Source organism: Tessaracoccus luoxuelianae (assembly GCF_055326245.1).
The window spans coordinates 1-14,382 of sequence record NZ_JBUZNO010000013.1; the positions used below are offsets into that span (position 1 = coordinate 1).

A 14,382-nucleotide genomic window follows, 5' to 3' on the forward strand; every position below is an offset into this window, starting at 1 on the left:
ACAGTTTCGCGTCGAGGTCCTGGGACCGTTGTGAGCCGTCGATGGAGGCGCCGGGGATGTTCGAGGCGACGCGCAGGTTCTTGTAGTCGTGGAGTTCGTCGATGACCAGGTAGTCGATGCCGGTTTCCTCGAAGCTGATCCCGGGGTCGCGGGGCTGGTCGAGTTTGGCTTTGAGTTTCTCTTCGGCGCGCAGGATCTGCTTCTCGATGGCTTTGACGCGGGACTCGGCGCGGCCGCCGGCCTCAGCCGCCCGGGTCAGGGCGGCGCGGATGTCGCGGGTCTGGTCGGTGAGGTAGTCCAGTTCCCGGCGCGGGTCCAGGGAGAGGGCTTGGAAGGCGGTGCGGGTGAGGATGACCGCGTCCCAGTCGTTGGCGGCGACGCGGGCGACGAACGCGCGGCGTTTGTCGGCGGTGACGTCATCGGCGCCGGCGGCCAGGACGGTGGCGTGGGGGTAGAGCTGCATCCAGTCGCGGGTGAACTGCGCCAGCAGGTTGTTGGGCACCACGATCGCGGGTTTACGGATCATCTGGAGGCGTTTGAGTTCGGTGGCGCCGATGATCATCTCCGCGGTCTTCCCGGCGCCGACGACGTGGAACAGGCCCACGGAGGGCTCGTTGAGCATCCGCGCGACCGCCGCCCGCTGATGCGGCCGCGGGGTGAACGAGCTCACCAAACCGGGGAACGTCAGCTGTTGACCTTCGGCGCTGTAATCGCGCAGCACGATCGAGTTGAACCGGCGGTTGTACTCGGCCTGCAGCCGCGCACCACGCTCGGGGTCCTCCCACACCCACCCGGCGAACCGCTGCGCCAGCAGCCGGGCTTTCTCCTGCGCGGCCTCGGTCTCGGTGGCGTTCAACGTGTCGATTGTGCGGCCGTCACGGTCGGTGTGGGAGTCCTTGACCAGGATCTGCGTCTGGGTCAGCAGGCGCTGGATCAGTTCGGGGGCGGTGAGCCGGCGGGTCCCCCAATCGTGGGTCGCCGACATCGACCACTTGTTGCCCTCGACCACCCACTCGGAGCCATGAATATGAGTCACCTTCGCCTGCCGATCCTGCAGGACCTCGCGCATGAACAAGGCGTGATCCTCGGCCGGGATCCACACCGCCCCCAGCGCGGCGGTGATCTCTCCTGGGCCCAGGTCGGGGGGCAGCACGGCCCTTAGCGCGGCCACGTTGTGCTGCCAGCGGGGATCGACGGCGGCCGCCTGCCGGGCGAGGTCGAGTTTGTCGCGGACGTTGCCGGAGAGGTACTCGGCCCGCAACACCACACCGCTGCTGTCGCCCTCCGGGGTGGGGGTGTCGAACACCAGATCATCAATCCGTTGTCGTGCCTGGGTCTGGTCGCAGCCCAGCAGGGCGGCGATGGTGGGCAGGTCGACGCGGCCGAGGGTGTCCAGGCTGACACTGACCGCATCCGAAGGTGTCTCAGCCGAGGTGACGGGTTCCCGGGGCACGATCTGCCGGGCGGTCAGCAACCCCGCGGGCAGAGCCAGGCCGGTGTCGTCGTCGAAGCGTTCCAGGGCCGCGACCAGCGGACCGTAGGGGTCGAGGCGGGTCACCAGCCGCACCGCCGCCGGTATCAACCGCGCCGGTCTGCGGGTCGGGTCTTTCGGCTTCGTCAACGTGAACCGGTTGATCGGCCCGAACGCTTCGACGTAGCGTTCCCATGAGCGCAGCAGCCTTCGCCGGTCCTCCTCCAACCCGGGATCACCATCGGCGGCGGTGGTCTCGGCCGCGATCACGGTCCGGGCCTGGTCCCGCAGCTCGAGCAGGGCCCGCACCTCGACCCGCTGCCTGACCGGGACCTCCACCGCCACGTTCACGCCTTCTGAGACCACGGTGAACCGGCCATCGGGATGCGCGCTCAGATGCCCATCCCGCTCAGCCACCCCCTCCCCCACCAGCACAGGCGAGTCGCCGGTGGAGGGGGTGAACGTCCAGCCGTTCTCGCGGGCCCGCCGGGTGATCCCGGCCAGGGCGTCGCGGAGGGCCTCGCTGGTGTCGAGGTCGGGGGTGGGGGTGATGTGGAGGCCCGCGACACCGTGCATCCCGACCCTGCACTCGGGCTGGCCGAGCACCAGCGACGGGTTGCTGGTCAGGCGACGGTTGATGTGGAGGGTCTCCTCGGTGCCGTGGGGTCCGGGCACGGTGACCGGGTCGGTGAAGATCCAGTCATCCTCCCCCGGAGCCTCCCCTTCGACGCGGCGGCGGAGGATCAGGAGGTCGGTGACGGCTTCGGTGCCGGCGGCCGCGGTGTGGGCGCCGGTGGGGAGCCGGATGACGCCGACCAGGTCAGCGAGGTGGTGCAGGTCGCGGCGATGGGCCGGGTCACGCGAGTCGAGGGTGTAGTGGCTGGTCAGCACCGCCACCAGCCCGCCGGGGCGGGTCAGCTGCACCGACTTGGACAGGAAATGGTTGTGCATCACGTAGTGGTGCGGGTTGTGCAGCGGGTCATGGAGCCGGACATCAGCGAACGGCACGTTCCCGACCACCGCGTCGAAGTACCCGCCCGGTAGGCGGGTCTCGGCAAACGACTCGGCACGGATCAGCGCCCCGGGATACAGCAGGCCGGCGATGGCGGCGGTGGTCGGGTCGAGCTCGACGCCCATCATCGACACCGCCTCCGGGGCGGTCCCGATGAACACCCCCGCCCCGCAGCCCGGCTCCAACACCCGCCCCCCGGTGGGGGCGCCGAGTTCGATCAGCGTGTCCCAGATCGCGCGGGCATACTCCACATGCGTGTAGTGCGCGTTGATCGTGGTGCGGCGCGCCGCATCGTAGGCGGCCGGGTCCAGCAGCTCCCGCAACATCTGGCGCCGCTGCGCATGATCGGGGCGGGACTCGTCGAAGATCTGCGACAGGCCCTGCGCCCCCCACGACCCCCACCGGGCCAACACCTCCTGCTCCCCCACCGTCGCAGGGCGGCCCTCGGCCTGCACCCGGTGGAGGACGCGGATCGCGGCCACGTTGGCATCGAACCGGGCTACCGCCCCCGACGGCGCCAAACTGTCCTGCCCCCCAACCCGAAACCCCACCCCCGGGACCGCCACCGGGACCGCCACCGGCCCGGCTGCGGACGTGGCAGCGGTTGAGGGAGGGGCTGGTGGGGTGGGGGTTACTGGTCCTCGATCAGGCCCGTCTTGTCGTGGATCGCGTGGTGAGTCTCCATCAGCAGCTGCAGGATCGAGGAGGTCTGCGGGTCGAAGCCCGCGTTCTCGTCGTCCTCCTCTTCCAGGGTTTCCGGTTCCGGGGTCAGCATCTCGGCCCGGACGATCTCCTCGGCCTGCATCCGGATCGCGTTGAGCCGACCCACCTTCTCCCAGTAGGTTTCGCCGGTCGGGTCGGGGCCCTGCATCTGCTCGGCCAGCCACACCACCCGCGTCTGGGCCTCCTGACCCAACGTCGAGAAGAAGTGGTTGGGATCCTCCAACGCCGCGTACCTGGCCGGCGCCAGCATCTGCCACGACTGCTCGGCGAACCGGCCGTACTGATTCATCAACGGACTCCTCATCTGCGCTGAGCCACAACTCCTCAAGCGAGGGCTGGTCATAGCGGGATCGACTTCTAGACGCCATGCCTTCGAAGAACCCCAACTCAGGTCACACACCGCGTGAACCATCATCGCGACCCACCCCTCTCCACAGTCCTTGTAGCGTCATCATCTCGGGCCCCTCCGACACCTTCGAACCGGTGGGCCTCTGGCTGGCGAGGTTGCGCAGCACGTTGCGCAGCCCTGCTACCACTTTCTCCGGGTCGCGACCCGCCAGCCTCCGAGCCAGGGCGGTGAGGTCGGTGCCGGCGGCCTGCAACCTGGTCAGGTCCGCCTGCACGCTCCCCCACCCTTCACCCAGCAGGGTCGGGTTCACGGCCTGGGCCCAGGGACGCCAGTCGACCTCCACCGCAGCCCCCGGCTGGTGGCGTGCCAGGGTCGCGGCCGCCACTGCGGCCGGTACCTTCGCCAGCCGCCGGGCCAAGAGTGTGGTGTCGGCGCCGGCGTGGTGGAGTTCGTCGAGCCGGGCGGCGAGCTGCGGCCACTCCTCCACCCCAGCCAGGCCGGTCAGGTCGGCCCAGCGTTGCCAGCGGTCGGCTGGGGTCTGGTCGAGGCGGCGGCGTGTCTGCCGGGTCTGTTCGCGTGCGTGGTCGGCGGCCGCGGCCGGGGTGGTGGTCCAGGCGTTGATCCGCGTCACCAGGTGTCGGGTCTGCTCCTCCGGCACCATCGCCTGGTGCTGTTGCCAGGTGGCTGGGGGGCGGGCGGCGAGGATCTCGGCGACCTGCCGGCCGGCGTCGGCGGGGGTGAGGAACGTGACCCGGTCACGGATCATCAGGTCCCCCTGCGCCGTGGTGGCCTCGGCCAGCGCGTGGTGGAGGGCGTCGGGGCCGTGCTGTTGGAGTAGCTGTGCTGGGTCTCCGCCGGCTGGGAGGAGCAGGCGGCGTGGGTCGAGGCGGTGCTGGGCGAGGAGCCAGAAGGTGTTCTCGGCTGCGATGTGGCCGGCGTTGTCGGCGTCGGTGGCGATCAGCGGGGTGGGTCCGTCGCGCAGCAGGAGCGTCTGTTCCCGGGTCAGCGCGGTTCCAAGCGGTGCGACGCCGATGAAGGCCCCGTGGCCGGCGAGGGTGACCGCGATCGCGTCCATCGGCCCCTCCACAATCACCGGCACAGCCTCCGGGGTGAGGAGGTGGTGGCCGTAGAGGACGTCGCGTTTCGCGAACAGGGCGCCGGCGGGGCTGTTCAAGTACTTGGGGCCGTGGTCGTCGCCGGCGTCGGGGTGCCGGCGGCCGACGAAGCCGACGATGACGCCTTCATGGGTGATGGGGAGGATGGCGCGGTCGCGGAATCGGTCGACCACGGTGCCCTGCTTCGTGGTGGTGGCCACCCCCGCGGCGAGCAGCTCGTCTGTGTCGAATCCTTGCTTCCGCAGCGCACTGACCAGCGTCGTCCAGCCCGCGGGGGCGTGCCCGATCCGGAACCGTGGGTCGCCGGCGAGATCCTGACCGAACCGCTCCGTGAAGTAGGTGTGGCTCCATGAGCCGGGCAGCTGGGCTTCGAAGAACCCGGCCGCCGCCTCGGTGACCTGGGCGAGGCGCTGCGGGGTGTGGGGGGTCTCGGCCCAGCGGTCGGCGGCCGCGAACCCCTGCCGCAGCTCGACCTCGGTGAAGTCCGGATCGGTACGCTCCCGCAAACTCGCCGCCTTGGCGAGGTCGGCGGTGCGGGTGGACCAGTCGATGTCCTCGATCCCCTCCGGCGGCACCTCGTCGGGATGCGGCGGCTCCCCCTGCTCGTCCGGGGGGAGGGTAGTGAGGTGGTGTGTGCGCCACAGCATCGCCTGACACGCATCATCGAACCCGGACACATCCACCGTCGGGGTGATCAGGTGCTCGAGGTGGTGTCCGTGGTCGGTGGCGTGGGTGATCGCGGCGGCCAGGTGGGGCCACCAGGGGCTGGCCTCCAGCTCGGCTGCCGCCTCATACCCGAGCCGATCAACCAGATCCGATTCCCAGGCGGGGAGGGTGGGGCCGTCGACGCCGGCGGCGGCGAGGTGGCGGGCCAGTCGCCACCACAGTGCGGCCGCGGGTTGTTCCGCGGGCAGCGGGCCGTCGGCGACGGCTGCGGCGAGGTGCTCGGTCACGGGCACCCCGGCCTGATGGAGGGCGGCGAGGCGGTGCGCCAGGACGGTGGCGTAGGGGTCGCGGGGCAGATCGTGGCGGACGTCGCGCAGCAGATCGGTCCACACCCCCACCGGATGAGCAGGCCGCAACCGGTCCAGGAGACGCTGCTGCCAGCGGTGAGCTGCGGCGCCGAGCTGGGTAGGGCCGGTGGGGCGCCGGTCTGCGCGGTCGACCTGCCACGCCGCCCGCCACACCTCCACCTCCCCCACCACAGCAGAGGTCAACGTCTGCCCGGGCAGCGCCCACACCGGCCGCGACACCCCCGCCGCAGCGTCACGCACCTCGACCGCGAAGTCCTCCACCAAGCCCTGGCGCGCCGCCAGATACGGTCCCCACTGCGGATGCGCGGCGAGGGTGGCGGGGATCGCGGGGAGCCACGACAACGGCCCCACACCGGCAGGGTTCGGGAGTCGCCAGGTCAGCACCGCCGCCGGATCCGCAGCCGTCCCCAGCTCACGGGCATCGACCGCCGCCCGCAGAACTTCCAGCGGCGTAGAGGCCTGGTCGGCGGCCGCGTGCAGGAGATGGGACCGCAGCGTGGGCCACGCCGGGCAGGACGTCAACTGCTCCACCACCTGGTCGGCCTGCTCATCCAACTCGACGACCAAGTCGGCATAGAGCTGTTCGATGGCCACCGTGACGACGTCGGTGTAGCGGGCGGCCGCGAACCCCAGCCTCGTGTACGGATCGGTCGCGTGGCGGGCTTCGGTGGTCACCGAGCGTGAGGATCCGTCCCTGGCCAGGACCTGCTCCAGGACGTCGCCGGCGGTGACCGGCCGCAGCGTCGCGGGATGGATCGGGGCATTCTCCTCTCCCCCGTCGACGACCTGCACATACGCCTGGTTCGATTCGCGGCCACGGCTCATCGCCACATACAACTGCTGCCTGGCCTCCGTCCCGGTCAGCACCGTGTGGGTGGTGTCGACCGTGACCCCCTGAGCGCAGTGCACCGTCACCGCGTACCCCAACTCCACATGCTCGGCCACATACGTCGGCGGCAGCACGACCCGCAGCCCGGTGCTGCGGTGGACTGCTCGGAGTGCGCCGGCCGGGTCGACGCCGGTGACGGTCCACCGGTCGCCGTTCTTCACCCAATCCGTCGCGCTGATCGGGATCCGGCGGTCGTTCATCCGGGTCACGATCACATCCCCCACCGATGCCACGTTCCCATCCGACAACCCCACCACCACCGCCGCCGGCGTGTCGTCGGGGGTGGTGGTGAGGCGGTGGTCGCGGGCCCACCGGTTGAGTTGGGCGACGCTTTCTCGGGTGCCGGCCAGCATCACGCTGTCGAGCCCTGCTCCACGGTCGTGGAGCCATCCGGCCAGGGCGTCACGCAGCGCGGTTTCCTCGGAGCCGGCATGGATGCGTCCCTGGTCGAGGTAGAAGCCCAGCGCCTCGAGCTGGCCCTCCCGCAGCGCCAGGGAGGCTGCTGCTTCGGCGGGGTCGGCGAAGCGCATCACCTCGGTCAGCTGTACCGCGCCGTGGGTCTCGGTGATGTCGCGCAGCACGCCGCCGGCGCCGACCGCGGCGAGCTGCTGATCATCACCGATCAGCCGCACCGACGCCCCCCGCCCCATCGCGAACTCGACCACTACTGCCAGGGTGGGGGTATCGGCCATGCCGGCCTCGTCGACGATCAACAACGTCTCCGCACCGATCAACTCCTCCACGGCCGCCGGGTTGTGGTGGAGGTCGTGGGCGATCTTCGCCAGCGTCGCCGAGGCTCCGACTTGCTCCCCCAGTACCCCGGCCGCGACTGCGGAGGGGGCCAGGCCTAGCACGGTGCCGCCGCTTTCCCGCCACGCGCCGGCCAACACGGCTAGGGCTGTGGTCTTGCCTGACCCGGCCGCTGCCAACCCCACCTGCACGCGCCGGCCGCTGGTGGCCATGCGTCGCACCAGCTGGATCTGCCCCGCATTCAACGTCACTCCGCCGGCGGTGGAGGCCAGCAGCGCCACCGTGACGTCGACCTCCTCGACCCGCCGGCCATCCGTCAACCCGGCGGCCGCAGTGATCGTCTCCTCCGCTTCGATGACGGCGGTGGAGGTGAACCGGCGACCCCCGACGGTGCTGTAGACACTCTCCCCATCACTGCGCCGCAGCAGCTGCGGATCACTGACCGGATCGGTCCAGCCGGCCACCGGCAGACACCTGGCGGTCGCGGCCGCGAGCAGCGCGGCGGTCAACTCCTCCGCCTGCCGCGGGTCCGTGGCGCGTTCCCGGGCACGGCGTGAGGCTTCGGCTTGCAGGTGCCAGACCGTCCACGACGCCCGCGACAGACCCATCCGGGTCACCATCTCGTCGGCCACAGAGTCGACCCATTCGGTCGTGACCGGAGGCCCCGACTGGCGGCCGGCGGCGGTCACGTCGGTGAGCATCCGGGCCACCCCGTCGCCGCCGAGGACGGCACGGGCTTGGGTCGCCCAGGTGGTGCGCTGCTCGGCCAGGGAGCGGGGTTCGTGCTTGGCCTGCCTGGTCTCCAGGGTGGCCTGCTGCGCCAACGCGATCGCCTCGGCCGGTGTCGGCGGCCGGCCATGCGCGTGCTGGAAGTCGACTGCCAACTCCGCCTGGCGGGCCTCGATCGCCGCCCGCCGGCTCGACCACGCCTCCCGCAACCGGGCCGGCACACCCACGATCTCCCGCACCACCCGCTTACCCGGATCACGCGCCGTCTCAGCCGCGAACCGGACCCCGAGCCGGGCCACCAGATGGGCCTCCAGAGCCGTGTTGTATACCTCCGAGATGCTCACCATCCCCGCATGCAACGGGCGGCCGTCGACCGCCAACCACGCCCCATCCAAGGTCTGGACCTTGTTCGCGATCGCGACATGGGTGTGGAGATTCGGATCCCCCGCCCGCGAATCCCGATGCGTGAACGCGGCCGCGACCAGGCCAGTGACCTCGACCTGCCGCACCCCACCATGACCACGCCTCGAGAACAGGACCCGCTCCTCCAGATACCGCAGCGCGTCCGCGACCGCCGCATTGTGAGCCTCCTCAATCAGCACCGAAATAGCCTGCGGCGCCACCGCCCACAACGCCGACACCGACTTCACCGGTGTGAACGTCACGTCATAGCCCGCGCACGCAATCGTCGGGTTCCTCGTCAACGTCGCCACCTCCGACGACAACTCCACCCCGCTCGGCGCCCTCCCCATCCTCTGCTGGAAGCCAGCAGTGGCGAGCTCGTTGCGGATACCAGCCCGCACATCCACCGGCACCGTCCCATCACTGCCCAAACCGTTAGCCGCAGCCCACTGACTGCACCGGACCGCGACCTCCTGCTGGAACACCGTGGCCGCCGTCCGCACCTGGAACGGCGACCCCAGGCGGGCCGCCTTCCGGACCTGCGCCGGCGTCGCGCCGGCCGGGAGAGCAGCCAGCCGGGCCTCCATATCCGGATGGAAACCCGCCCCGAACAAGGCACGCATCTGCCCCTCCGACACCGCACTACCCGGCTGCATCTCCAAGGCTTCCAGGCCGGTGCCGACCCACCGACCCGGCACCTCACCCTTCTCCGTGTAGTAGCTCGTCAGCGACGCGTGCCCCTTCTCCGTCGAATCCTGCGCAGCAACCTGCCGGGTCAGGTAGTCATACCCCGACCCGGCAGTCAGCTTGTGCAAAGACGCCGTCACACCCCCTACCAACCCGAACCCGACCCGGCCACAGCGTGAACCGACTTCGCTGAATCTCATGGGACCGAAGCCCGGGAATCAGGCGAGGGGCGGCCGCCGAGGAGCAGACTCGTCGCATGAATCCCGAGCTTGGCGCCGACTACCAGCTGCTCGCAGCCGTAGCGCAGGTCGTCCAGGTCCTGGCATGGATCTCCATCCTCGTCGGAGCGTTCCTGCGCGAGAGCGGCACCCGCGAATACCTCAGCAAGGGCGCCGAAGGCCTGGGATGGGTCGCCCTGATCGGCTCCGGAATCGTGGGCTCGCAGATAGCCGCCCAGCAGGCGCTGAACTGCACTCTATGGGGGCGAGACTGCATCGAGTCAGACGCTCAAGCCTGGGCCTACCTCTGGGAACACCTGCTCAAAGGCATCGTCTACGACGCGGTCATCGGCGGCGTAGCTGAGCTGGTTGCATGGTCTGTGGCCCGGCTACGGAAGAGGCGACAAACCTCCGGACCATGACGCGTAGACCCGCGAACGCGAACGTACCCCCAGTCGATCATCTGCCCGGGCCAGCCACGCTTGATGTTGCATCAGATGCAACAACCCGGGCCCTTCCCCCGATGGTGCAAGAGGTGTGTAGAACTCCAGATTGGGGTACATGGCGGCGGTGGGGTGGAGAATCATGGAAGCCGCTTGGTGTCCAGCGGATGACAGCAACAACTGTCACGGTCTTGGCACCCAGTCGACATGGCCGCGTAACCTATCGCTGTGTCGAGACGAGGGGTACCGCTTGCAGATGACGACCAGCGTCACGGCACGGTTAACGGCTACGGGAACCTCGGTTGTCGTTGCGAACGATGCCGGGCTGCTCATGCGGCGGCGCACGCGGCCTACATCAAGCGTCAGCGGGAAGCTGGCCGGGTCATCGGCAATCATGGGTCGAGCGTTGCGTACGACACCGGATGTCGTTGTGACGTCTGTCGTTCCGCTCACAACGCGCGTTCCGTCGAGACGAAGCGCCGGATACGGGCTCGCCGCGCGGACGGCTAGCTAGTCTGCCGCGTCAGGGTCCTCTGCGTCGGCGTCACCGTCGAGCGACGCGTCGTTGGGATCCTCTTCATGTCCGCTCGGGTCCGAGTATTCCCACAAGACATTGCCAACCAGGGCCGTCACATTGATGGCGTCTGGGGAAGGCTCTGCCCGGCCTTCCGAATAGGCAAGCCGCACCGCCGAGATGTAAGCGAGGCGTACAGCTTGGATCACGAGCACACGACGCAGCCCCTCCGACACCTCTCCGCGCTCTCGTGCGACGGCGGCGAGTCGGGAGATGGTCTCAGCACGACGAGCAATGCGGATGTCGGGATGACTCCGGTCTTCACGGATAGCAGGGGTGATGAGATCACGCCGGAGCGACGGCGGAAGCTCGATACGGTCGGAGACGGGTGGGATCTTTTCGTTGAGGATCGCTTTGAACCGAGAGTTCTCAATCGCGTTCAGGTAGGCCGTGTACTCGGCGGCATCCAGGTGTCTCTTCGCTCCGATGTAGGCCTCAGCCTTCTTCTCGCGGAGGTTGATCGACTCGAAGTCCCAGAGCGGCCAGATTTCGACTGCAGCGACCTCGAACAGGTCCAGGATGCGCATTGCTGCCGCATCGGTTCGCTGGTTGGTGAGGTGCCGTCCGAGCCGAACCCGTAGCTGCTCGTTAGTCTGCCCGACGTAGATGGGCTCGCCGTCGTAGTCGTAGAAGGCGTAGACGCCCCACTTGGCGTCGGCCCACTTCCGACCCTCGTCATCCCTGACGCTCAAGAATTCCTTGAGCAGACGACGGAACTCTTGAACGTCGGTAGCGGGGAGCTTGCTCTTCGGAGGTTTCTTGGGCCTGGGCGCTGAACTAGATGTGCTCTTACTTGACACGCGTCTCCTGTCGCGGTGCGCTGACAGGCTTCGACATCCCCCTCACCGCAGGCATCAGGTAATGCTCTGCGAGCCACGAAACCGCGGGCACAGCCACGGCGTCGCCGAAGCCGAACAGAGCCTGGTTCGTGCGCGTCGCACTCAAGTCGTAGTCCCCCGCGCCCATTAGACGTGCATACTCGCGTGGGGTCATCCAGCGGACCTGGAGCCGCTTGTTCCCGAGGCGAACCAGGGCTTGTTTCGAGGATCCACCACGCGCGGTTCGGAGGCAACCTGAGATGTCGTCGGCTCGAACCTCCCAGACTGCGACACCGCCACGCGTCCGGCGGTATGCCGTCCGGTACTTCACGCGCGGGTCGCGGCGTAGGGCATCAACTCGCTCTCGCTGCAGCGGCGACAGTGATGCAATGAATGCCTCGGTGCGGTCACGATCCCACCAACGTTCGTCGTTCAACGCCATCTCTTCGACCATCTCCCCAAGCCCGCTTAGTTTGGGGGCAGGTGGCGCGGGCAGCGCCGCACGGTGGGTTCGGAGACTCTTGTCACCGTAGACCCACTGGAGCCAATCAGGGCGGAGCTCGGAGTTCGGTTCCGCGACGTCCTCTGGGGGGTTGGCCGCGCCTACGAGGAACAGGCGTGGGCGGGACTGCGGAACGAAACGACGAGCGTCCATCGCGAGCACATCGACCGAGTATCCGAGGTCATTGAACGCGCGAATCGCGGCAGAGAGATCGTCGCCTCCATGTGACGTGGCTAAGCCAGTTACGTTCTCAAGTACCACTACCTGGGGCCGTGATTCTCCTAGCTCTCGGAGGATGCGAATGAAGTGCCAGAACGTTCCCGACTGCGCTCCAGCCAGGCCAGCACGGCCTCCGGCCAGTGAGAGGTCAGTGCAGGGGGACGAGGCCCACGCAACTGCGGCGTCACGCGGAAGGGTCGAGGCGTCTACCTCGCCGATGTCACCGAGAGCGAAGGAGTGTCCCACCGAACCGAACTGAGCGTCGTACATCACCTTTTTGTCCGGCTCGTAGTCGTTAGCCCACGCCACACGGAATCCCGCTGACTCCAGGCCCATCCTGGCCAAGCCTATTCCTGCGAAGAACTCCAACACCTTCGGGCGAGCAGCGTCGATCGGCGTGAGAGTTCCCATGCGCCCAGCGTACCGATCCCTTGGGCGTCGACGGGCATACGATCTGGGTGTGGCGGAATCGTGGGCGTCCAGTGAACACGCTCGGCGGGTGATGGTCGCGAACCGATCGAAGGACACCGCGCCAGAACTTGCGGTGCGGACCCTCTTGCATGCTCGAGGCTTCCGTTACCGCGTGCACATGCGACCTGTTCCGTCTGTGCGTAGATCTGCTGATGTCGTGTTCACCCGCTGGAAGATCGCCGTGTTCGTCGATGGATGCTTCTGGCATGCATGCCCCCAGCACTTCGTATCGCCCGGCGCGAACGCTGACTACTGGTTGTCGAAGATCGAGGGGAACCAGCGCCGGGATCGTGAGACAGATGTCATCCTGCGCGCGGCAGGCTGGACGGTGCTTCGGTTCTGGGAGCACGAGCCACCGCACACGGTGGTTGATCGCATCGCGGCAGCGATCAGCGATGCAACCATCAGTTGATGTCTGGGCCACGAGTGATGTCTTCGGTGCCCACCGAAGGTGGTCCTCGGTGGGTGGTGGTCGCCCCCGGGGGAAGGACGGATCGAGCAGCCTGGGCTCACTACCTCGGGACGTGATGACTCCTTGTGAGCGCTCCGAGCGCCTAGAGTGAAGGAGGCTGCTGAATCGCAACCAACCCCAACAAGGAGGAAAACATGACTGCGGAGATCTGGGAAGGCTCCTTCTACTGCGTGAAGTGCAAGGAGAAGCGCGACGCGAAGGGCGAGGTCGTGGTCAACGCCAAGGGAACCAAAATGGCCAAGGGCGTGTGCCCCGTGTGCGGCACCAACCTCAACCGCATCCTCGGCAAGGCCTGAGCCAAAGCGGATCGACGCCCCAACCCGGGCTCTCAATGGGGCGGCTGCCATGGGCACCGCCCCATTGCGATGCCCGCGGCAAGTGACACCGTCTCCCCAGGCTTTGCGCCGCCAGCTCATGCCGACCCGGTCAGATCAGCTTTCAACTCTGGCGACCGCCAAGCGCCTTCGACGTGTGCGATCGACAGCGGCACTCCCTAATGCCACCGACAGACCGAACGCGTGGTCGTCGCCGACGGTATGAGAAGGATGGAAGTGTCGTTCCGCCGTGATGGTGTTGGGTGCGGGTTCTTCTTACGTGATGGGGCTTGAGGGAAGGCCCGCGACGAGGAAGGTATCGAGTGATGGCACAGAATCCACGTCTGGAAGCGCGCCGGCTGGTGCAGGAGCAGCTGGTGAGGCGCCGCGCGGAGGCGTCGGCGCGCGAGGCCCGGATCCGGGAACACGCGTTGATGGCGACGGCGGCCGCGGTGGAGCGGCAGCAGGTCGTGGAGGACACCGAGCGCCGGATCGGCCAGGCCCTGCACGCCCTCACCCAGGATCTGTCAGTTCCGGAGGCCGCCGCAATGTGTGGGTTGGAGGTCCGTGAGGCCAACCGGCTCCGACGCTTGCAGCAACACCACCACGATCCTGCGCCCTCCCCCGATCCGGCGCCGTCGGCGCCGGGCATCTAGCGGAGGGGTGGGGTTGTGTCGTTGACGGCGGAGGATCTGGCTTCGGAGGTGCTGGTTGGCAGGTTCCGGGCCAAGCTGCGGGTGCTGCCGGGCAGTGACTGTCTGTGGTGGGCGGGGGCGATCAGCCGCAACGCTGGCCACGGCCGGTTCTGGCTGGGTCCTCGCCGCGCGGTCGTGGCACACCGGTTCGCGTTCGCGTTGGCGGAGGGCTTCGACGCCCTGGCTGGCGTGGAGGTGGTGGCGCACGAGTGCGACAACCCGCTGTGTCAGCGTGTCGGTGCCGGTCATGTGGTCGCGTCGACGAGGACGCGGAACCAGATCGACTGGATCGCGCGGGGTGCGGTGTCGGCGGGCAACTACATCGGCCCGGAGTCCTCGTTCGATCGAAGCCTGGTGATGCGCAACCTGCTGCTCCTCGACACCGGGGTCGCGGAGCGGCACCTGGCCTCACTCCCCCACCGCCACGGCGTCCAACTCCCGCTGTGGTAGACGAAAGTTCGCGCCGCGACACGCGCGAAACAGCCGTTAACCTTA

10 protein-coding genes are annotated in these 14,382 nt (G+C 68.4%); 5 read left to right on the top strand and 5 right to left on the bottom strand.

Annotated elements, in window-relative coordinates:
- The 3 genes from ACZK39_RS15370 to mobF form a co-directional block, all read right to left on the bottom strand.
- A partial coding sequence (locus tag ACZK39_RS15370) for a DUF8437 domain-containing protein (RefSeq protein WP_527252183.1) occupies positions 1-2,965 on the bottom strand: 2,965 nt, incomplete at its 3' end.
- Between the two features lie 149 nt (positions 2,966-3,114).
- Entirely contained in the window at positions 3,115-3,495 is a 381-nt protein-coding gene (locus ACZK39_RS15375; protein WP_463613823.1) for a TnpV protein, read from the bottom strand.
- Positions 3,496-3,598: 103 nt separating this feature from the next.
- Positions 3,599-9,301, bottom strand: coding sequence for a MobF family relaxase (mobF, locus tag ACZK39_RS15380; RefSeq protein ID WP_463613824.1), 5,703 nt, complete (start codon positions 9,299-9,301; stop codon positions 3,599-3,601).
- 116 nt (positions 9,302-9,417) lie between these two features.
- Between mobF and ACZK39_RS15385 the strand changes: the two genes are divergently transcribed.
- Positions 9,418-9,801, top strand: coding sequence for a hypothetical protein (locus ACZK39_RS15385; protein WP_463613825.1), 384 nt, complete (start codon positions 9,418-9,420; stop codon positions 9,799-9,801).
- Between the two features lie 531 nt (positions 9,802-10,332).
- Here ACZK39_RS15385 and ACZK39_RS15390 read toward each other — a convergent pair.
- Both ACZK39_RS15390 and dcm read right to left on the bottom strand, forming a co-directional pair.
- Positions 10,333-11,088 carry a GIY-YIG nuclease family protein gene (locus tag ACZK39_RS15390; RefSeq protein WP_463613826.1) on the bottom strand — a complete coding sequence of 252 codons (756 nt, stop codon included), beginning with the start codon at positions 11,086-11,088 and terminating at the stop codon, positions 10,333-10,335.
- Between the two features lie 97 nt (positions 11,089-11,185).
- Complete coding sequence (gene dcm, locus ACZK39_RS15395; protein ID WP_463613827.1) at positions 11,186-12,346, bottom strand: DNA cytosine methyltransferase; 1,161 nt, start codon at positions 12,344-12,346, stop codon at positions 11,186-11,188.
- On the opposite strand from dcm, the gene ACZK39_RS15400 reads away from it, so the two are divergent.
- The 4 genes from ACZK39_RS15400 to ACZK39_RS15415 all read left to right on the top strand — a co-directional run bounded on the left by ACZK39_RS15400 (position 12,345) and on the right by ACZK39_RS15415 (position 14,337).
- A complete protein-coding gene (locus tag ACZK39_RS15400) occupies positions 12,345-12,818 on the top strand; it encodes a very short patch repair endonuclease (RefSeq protein ID WP_463613828.1) in 474 nt (157 codons plus the stop codon). The genes dcm and ACZK39_RS15400 overlap by 2 nt on opposite strands.
- 194 nt (positions 12,819-13,012) lie before the next feature.
- Positions 13,013-13,174 carry a DUF5679 domain-containing protein gene (locus ACZK39_RS15405; protein ID WP_463613829.1) on the top strand — a complete coding sequence of 54 codons (162 nt, stop codon included), beginning with the start codon at positions 13,013-13,015 and terminating at the stop codon, positions 13,172-13,174.
- A gap of 344 nt (positions 13,175-13,518) precedes the next feature.
- The gene (locus ACZK39_RS15410; protein WP_463613830.1) at positions 13,519-13,848 is read left to right on the top strand and encodes a hypothetical protein; all 330 of its coding nucleotides are present in this window, start codon (positions 13,519-13,521) and stop codon (positions 13,846-13,848) included.
- Positions 13,849-13,863: 15 nt separating this feature from the next.
- Positions 13,864-14,337, top strand: a complete 474-nt coding sequence (locus ACZK39_RS15415) for a hypothetical protein (protein ID WP_463613831.1) — start codon at positions 13,864-13,866, stop codon at positions 14,335-14,337.
- Positions 14,338-14,382 lie beyond the last annotated feature (45 nt).

What these genes read in the sequence shown, in the direction of transcription:
- ACZK39_RS15375 (WP_463613823.1), bottom strand. Translation starts at nt 3,495, where the DNA reads ATGAATCAGTACGGCCGGTTCGCCGAGCAGTCGTGGCAGATGCTGGCG.
- ACZK39_RS15385 (WP_463613825.1), top strand. Translation starts at nt 9,418, where the DNA reads ATGAATCCCGAGCTTGGCGCCGACTACCAGCTGCTCGCAGCCGTAGCG.
- ACZK39_RS15400 (WP_463613828.1), top strand. Translation starts at nt 12,345, where the DNA reads ATGCGCCCAGCGTACCGATCCCTTGGGCGTCGACGGGCATACGATCTG.
- dcm (WP_463613827.1), bottom strand. Translation starts at nt 12,346, where the DNA reads ATGGGAACTCTCACGCCGATCGACGCTGCTCGCCCGAAGGTGTTGGAG.
- ACZK39_RS15405 (WP_463613829.1), top strand. Translation starts at nt 13,013, where the DNA reads ATGACTGCGGAGATCTGGGAAGGCTCCTTCTACTGCGTGAAGTGCAAG.
- ACZK39_RS15410 (WP_463613830.1), top strand. Translation starts at nt 13,519, where the DNA reads ATGGCACAGAATCCACGTCTGGAAGCGCGCCGGCTGGTGCAGGAGCAG.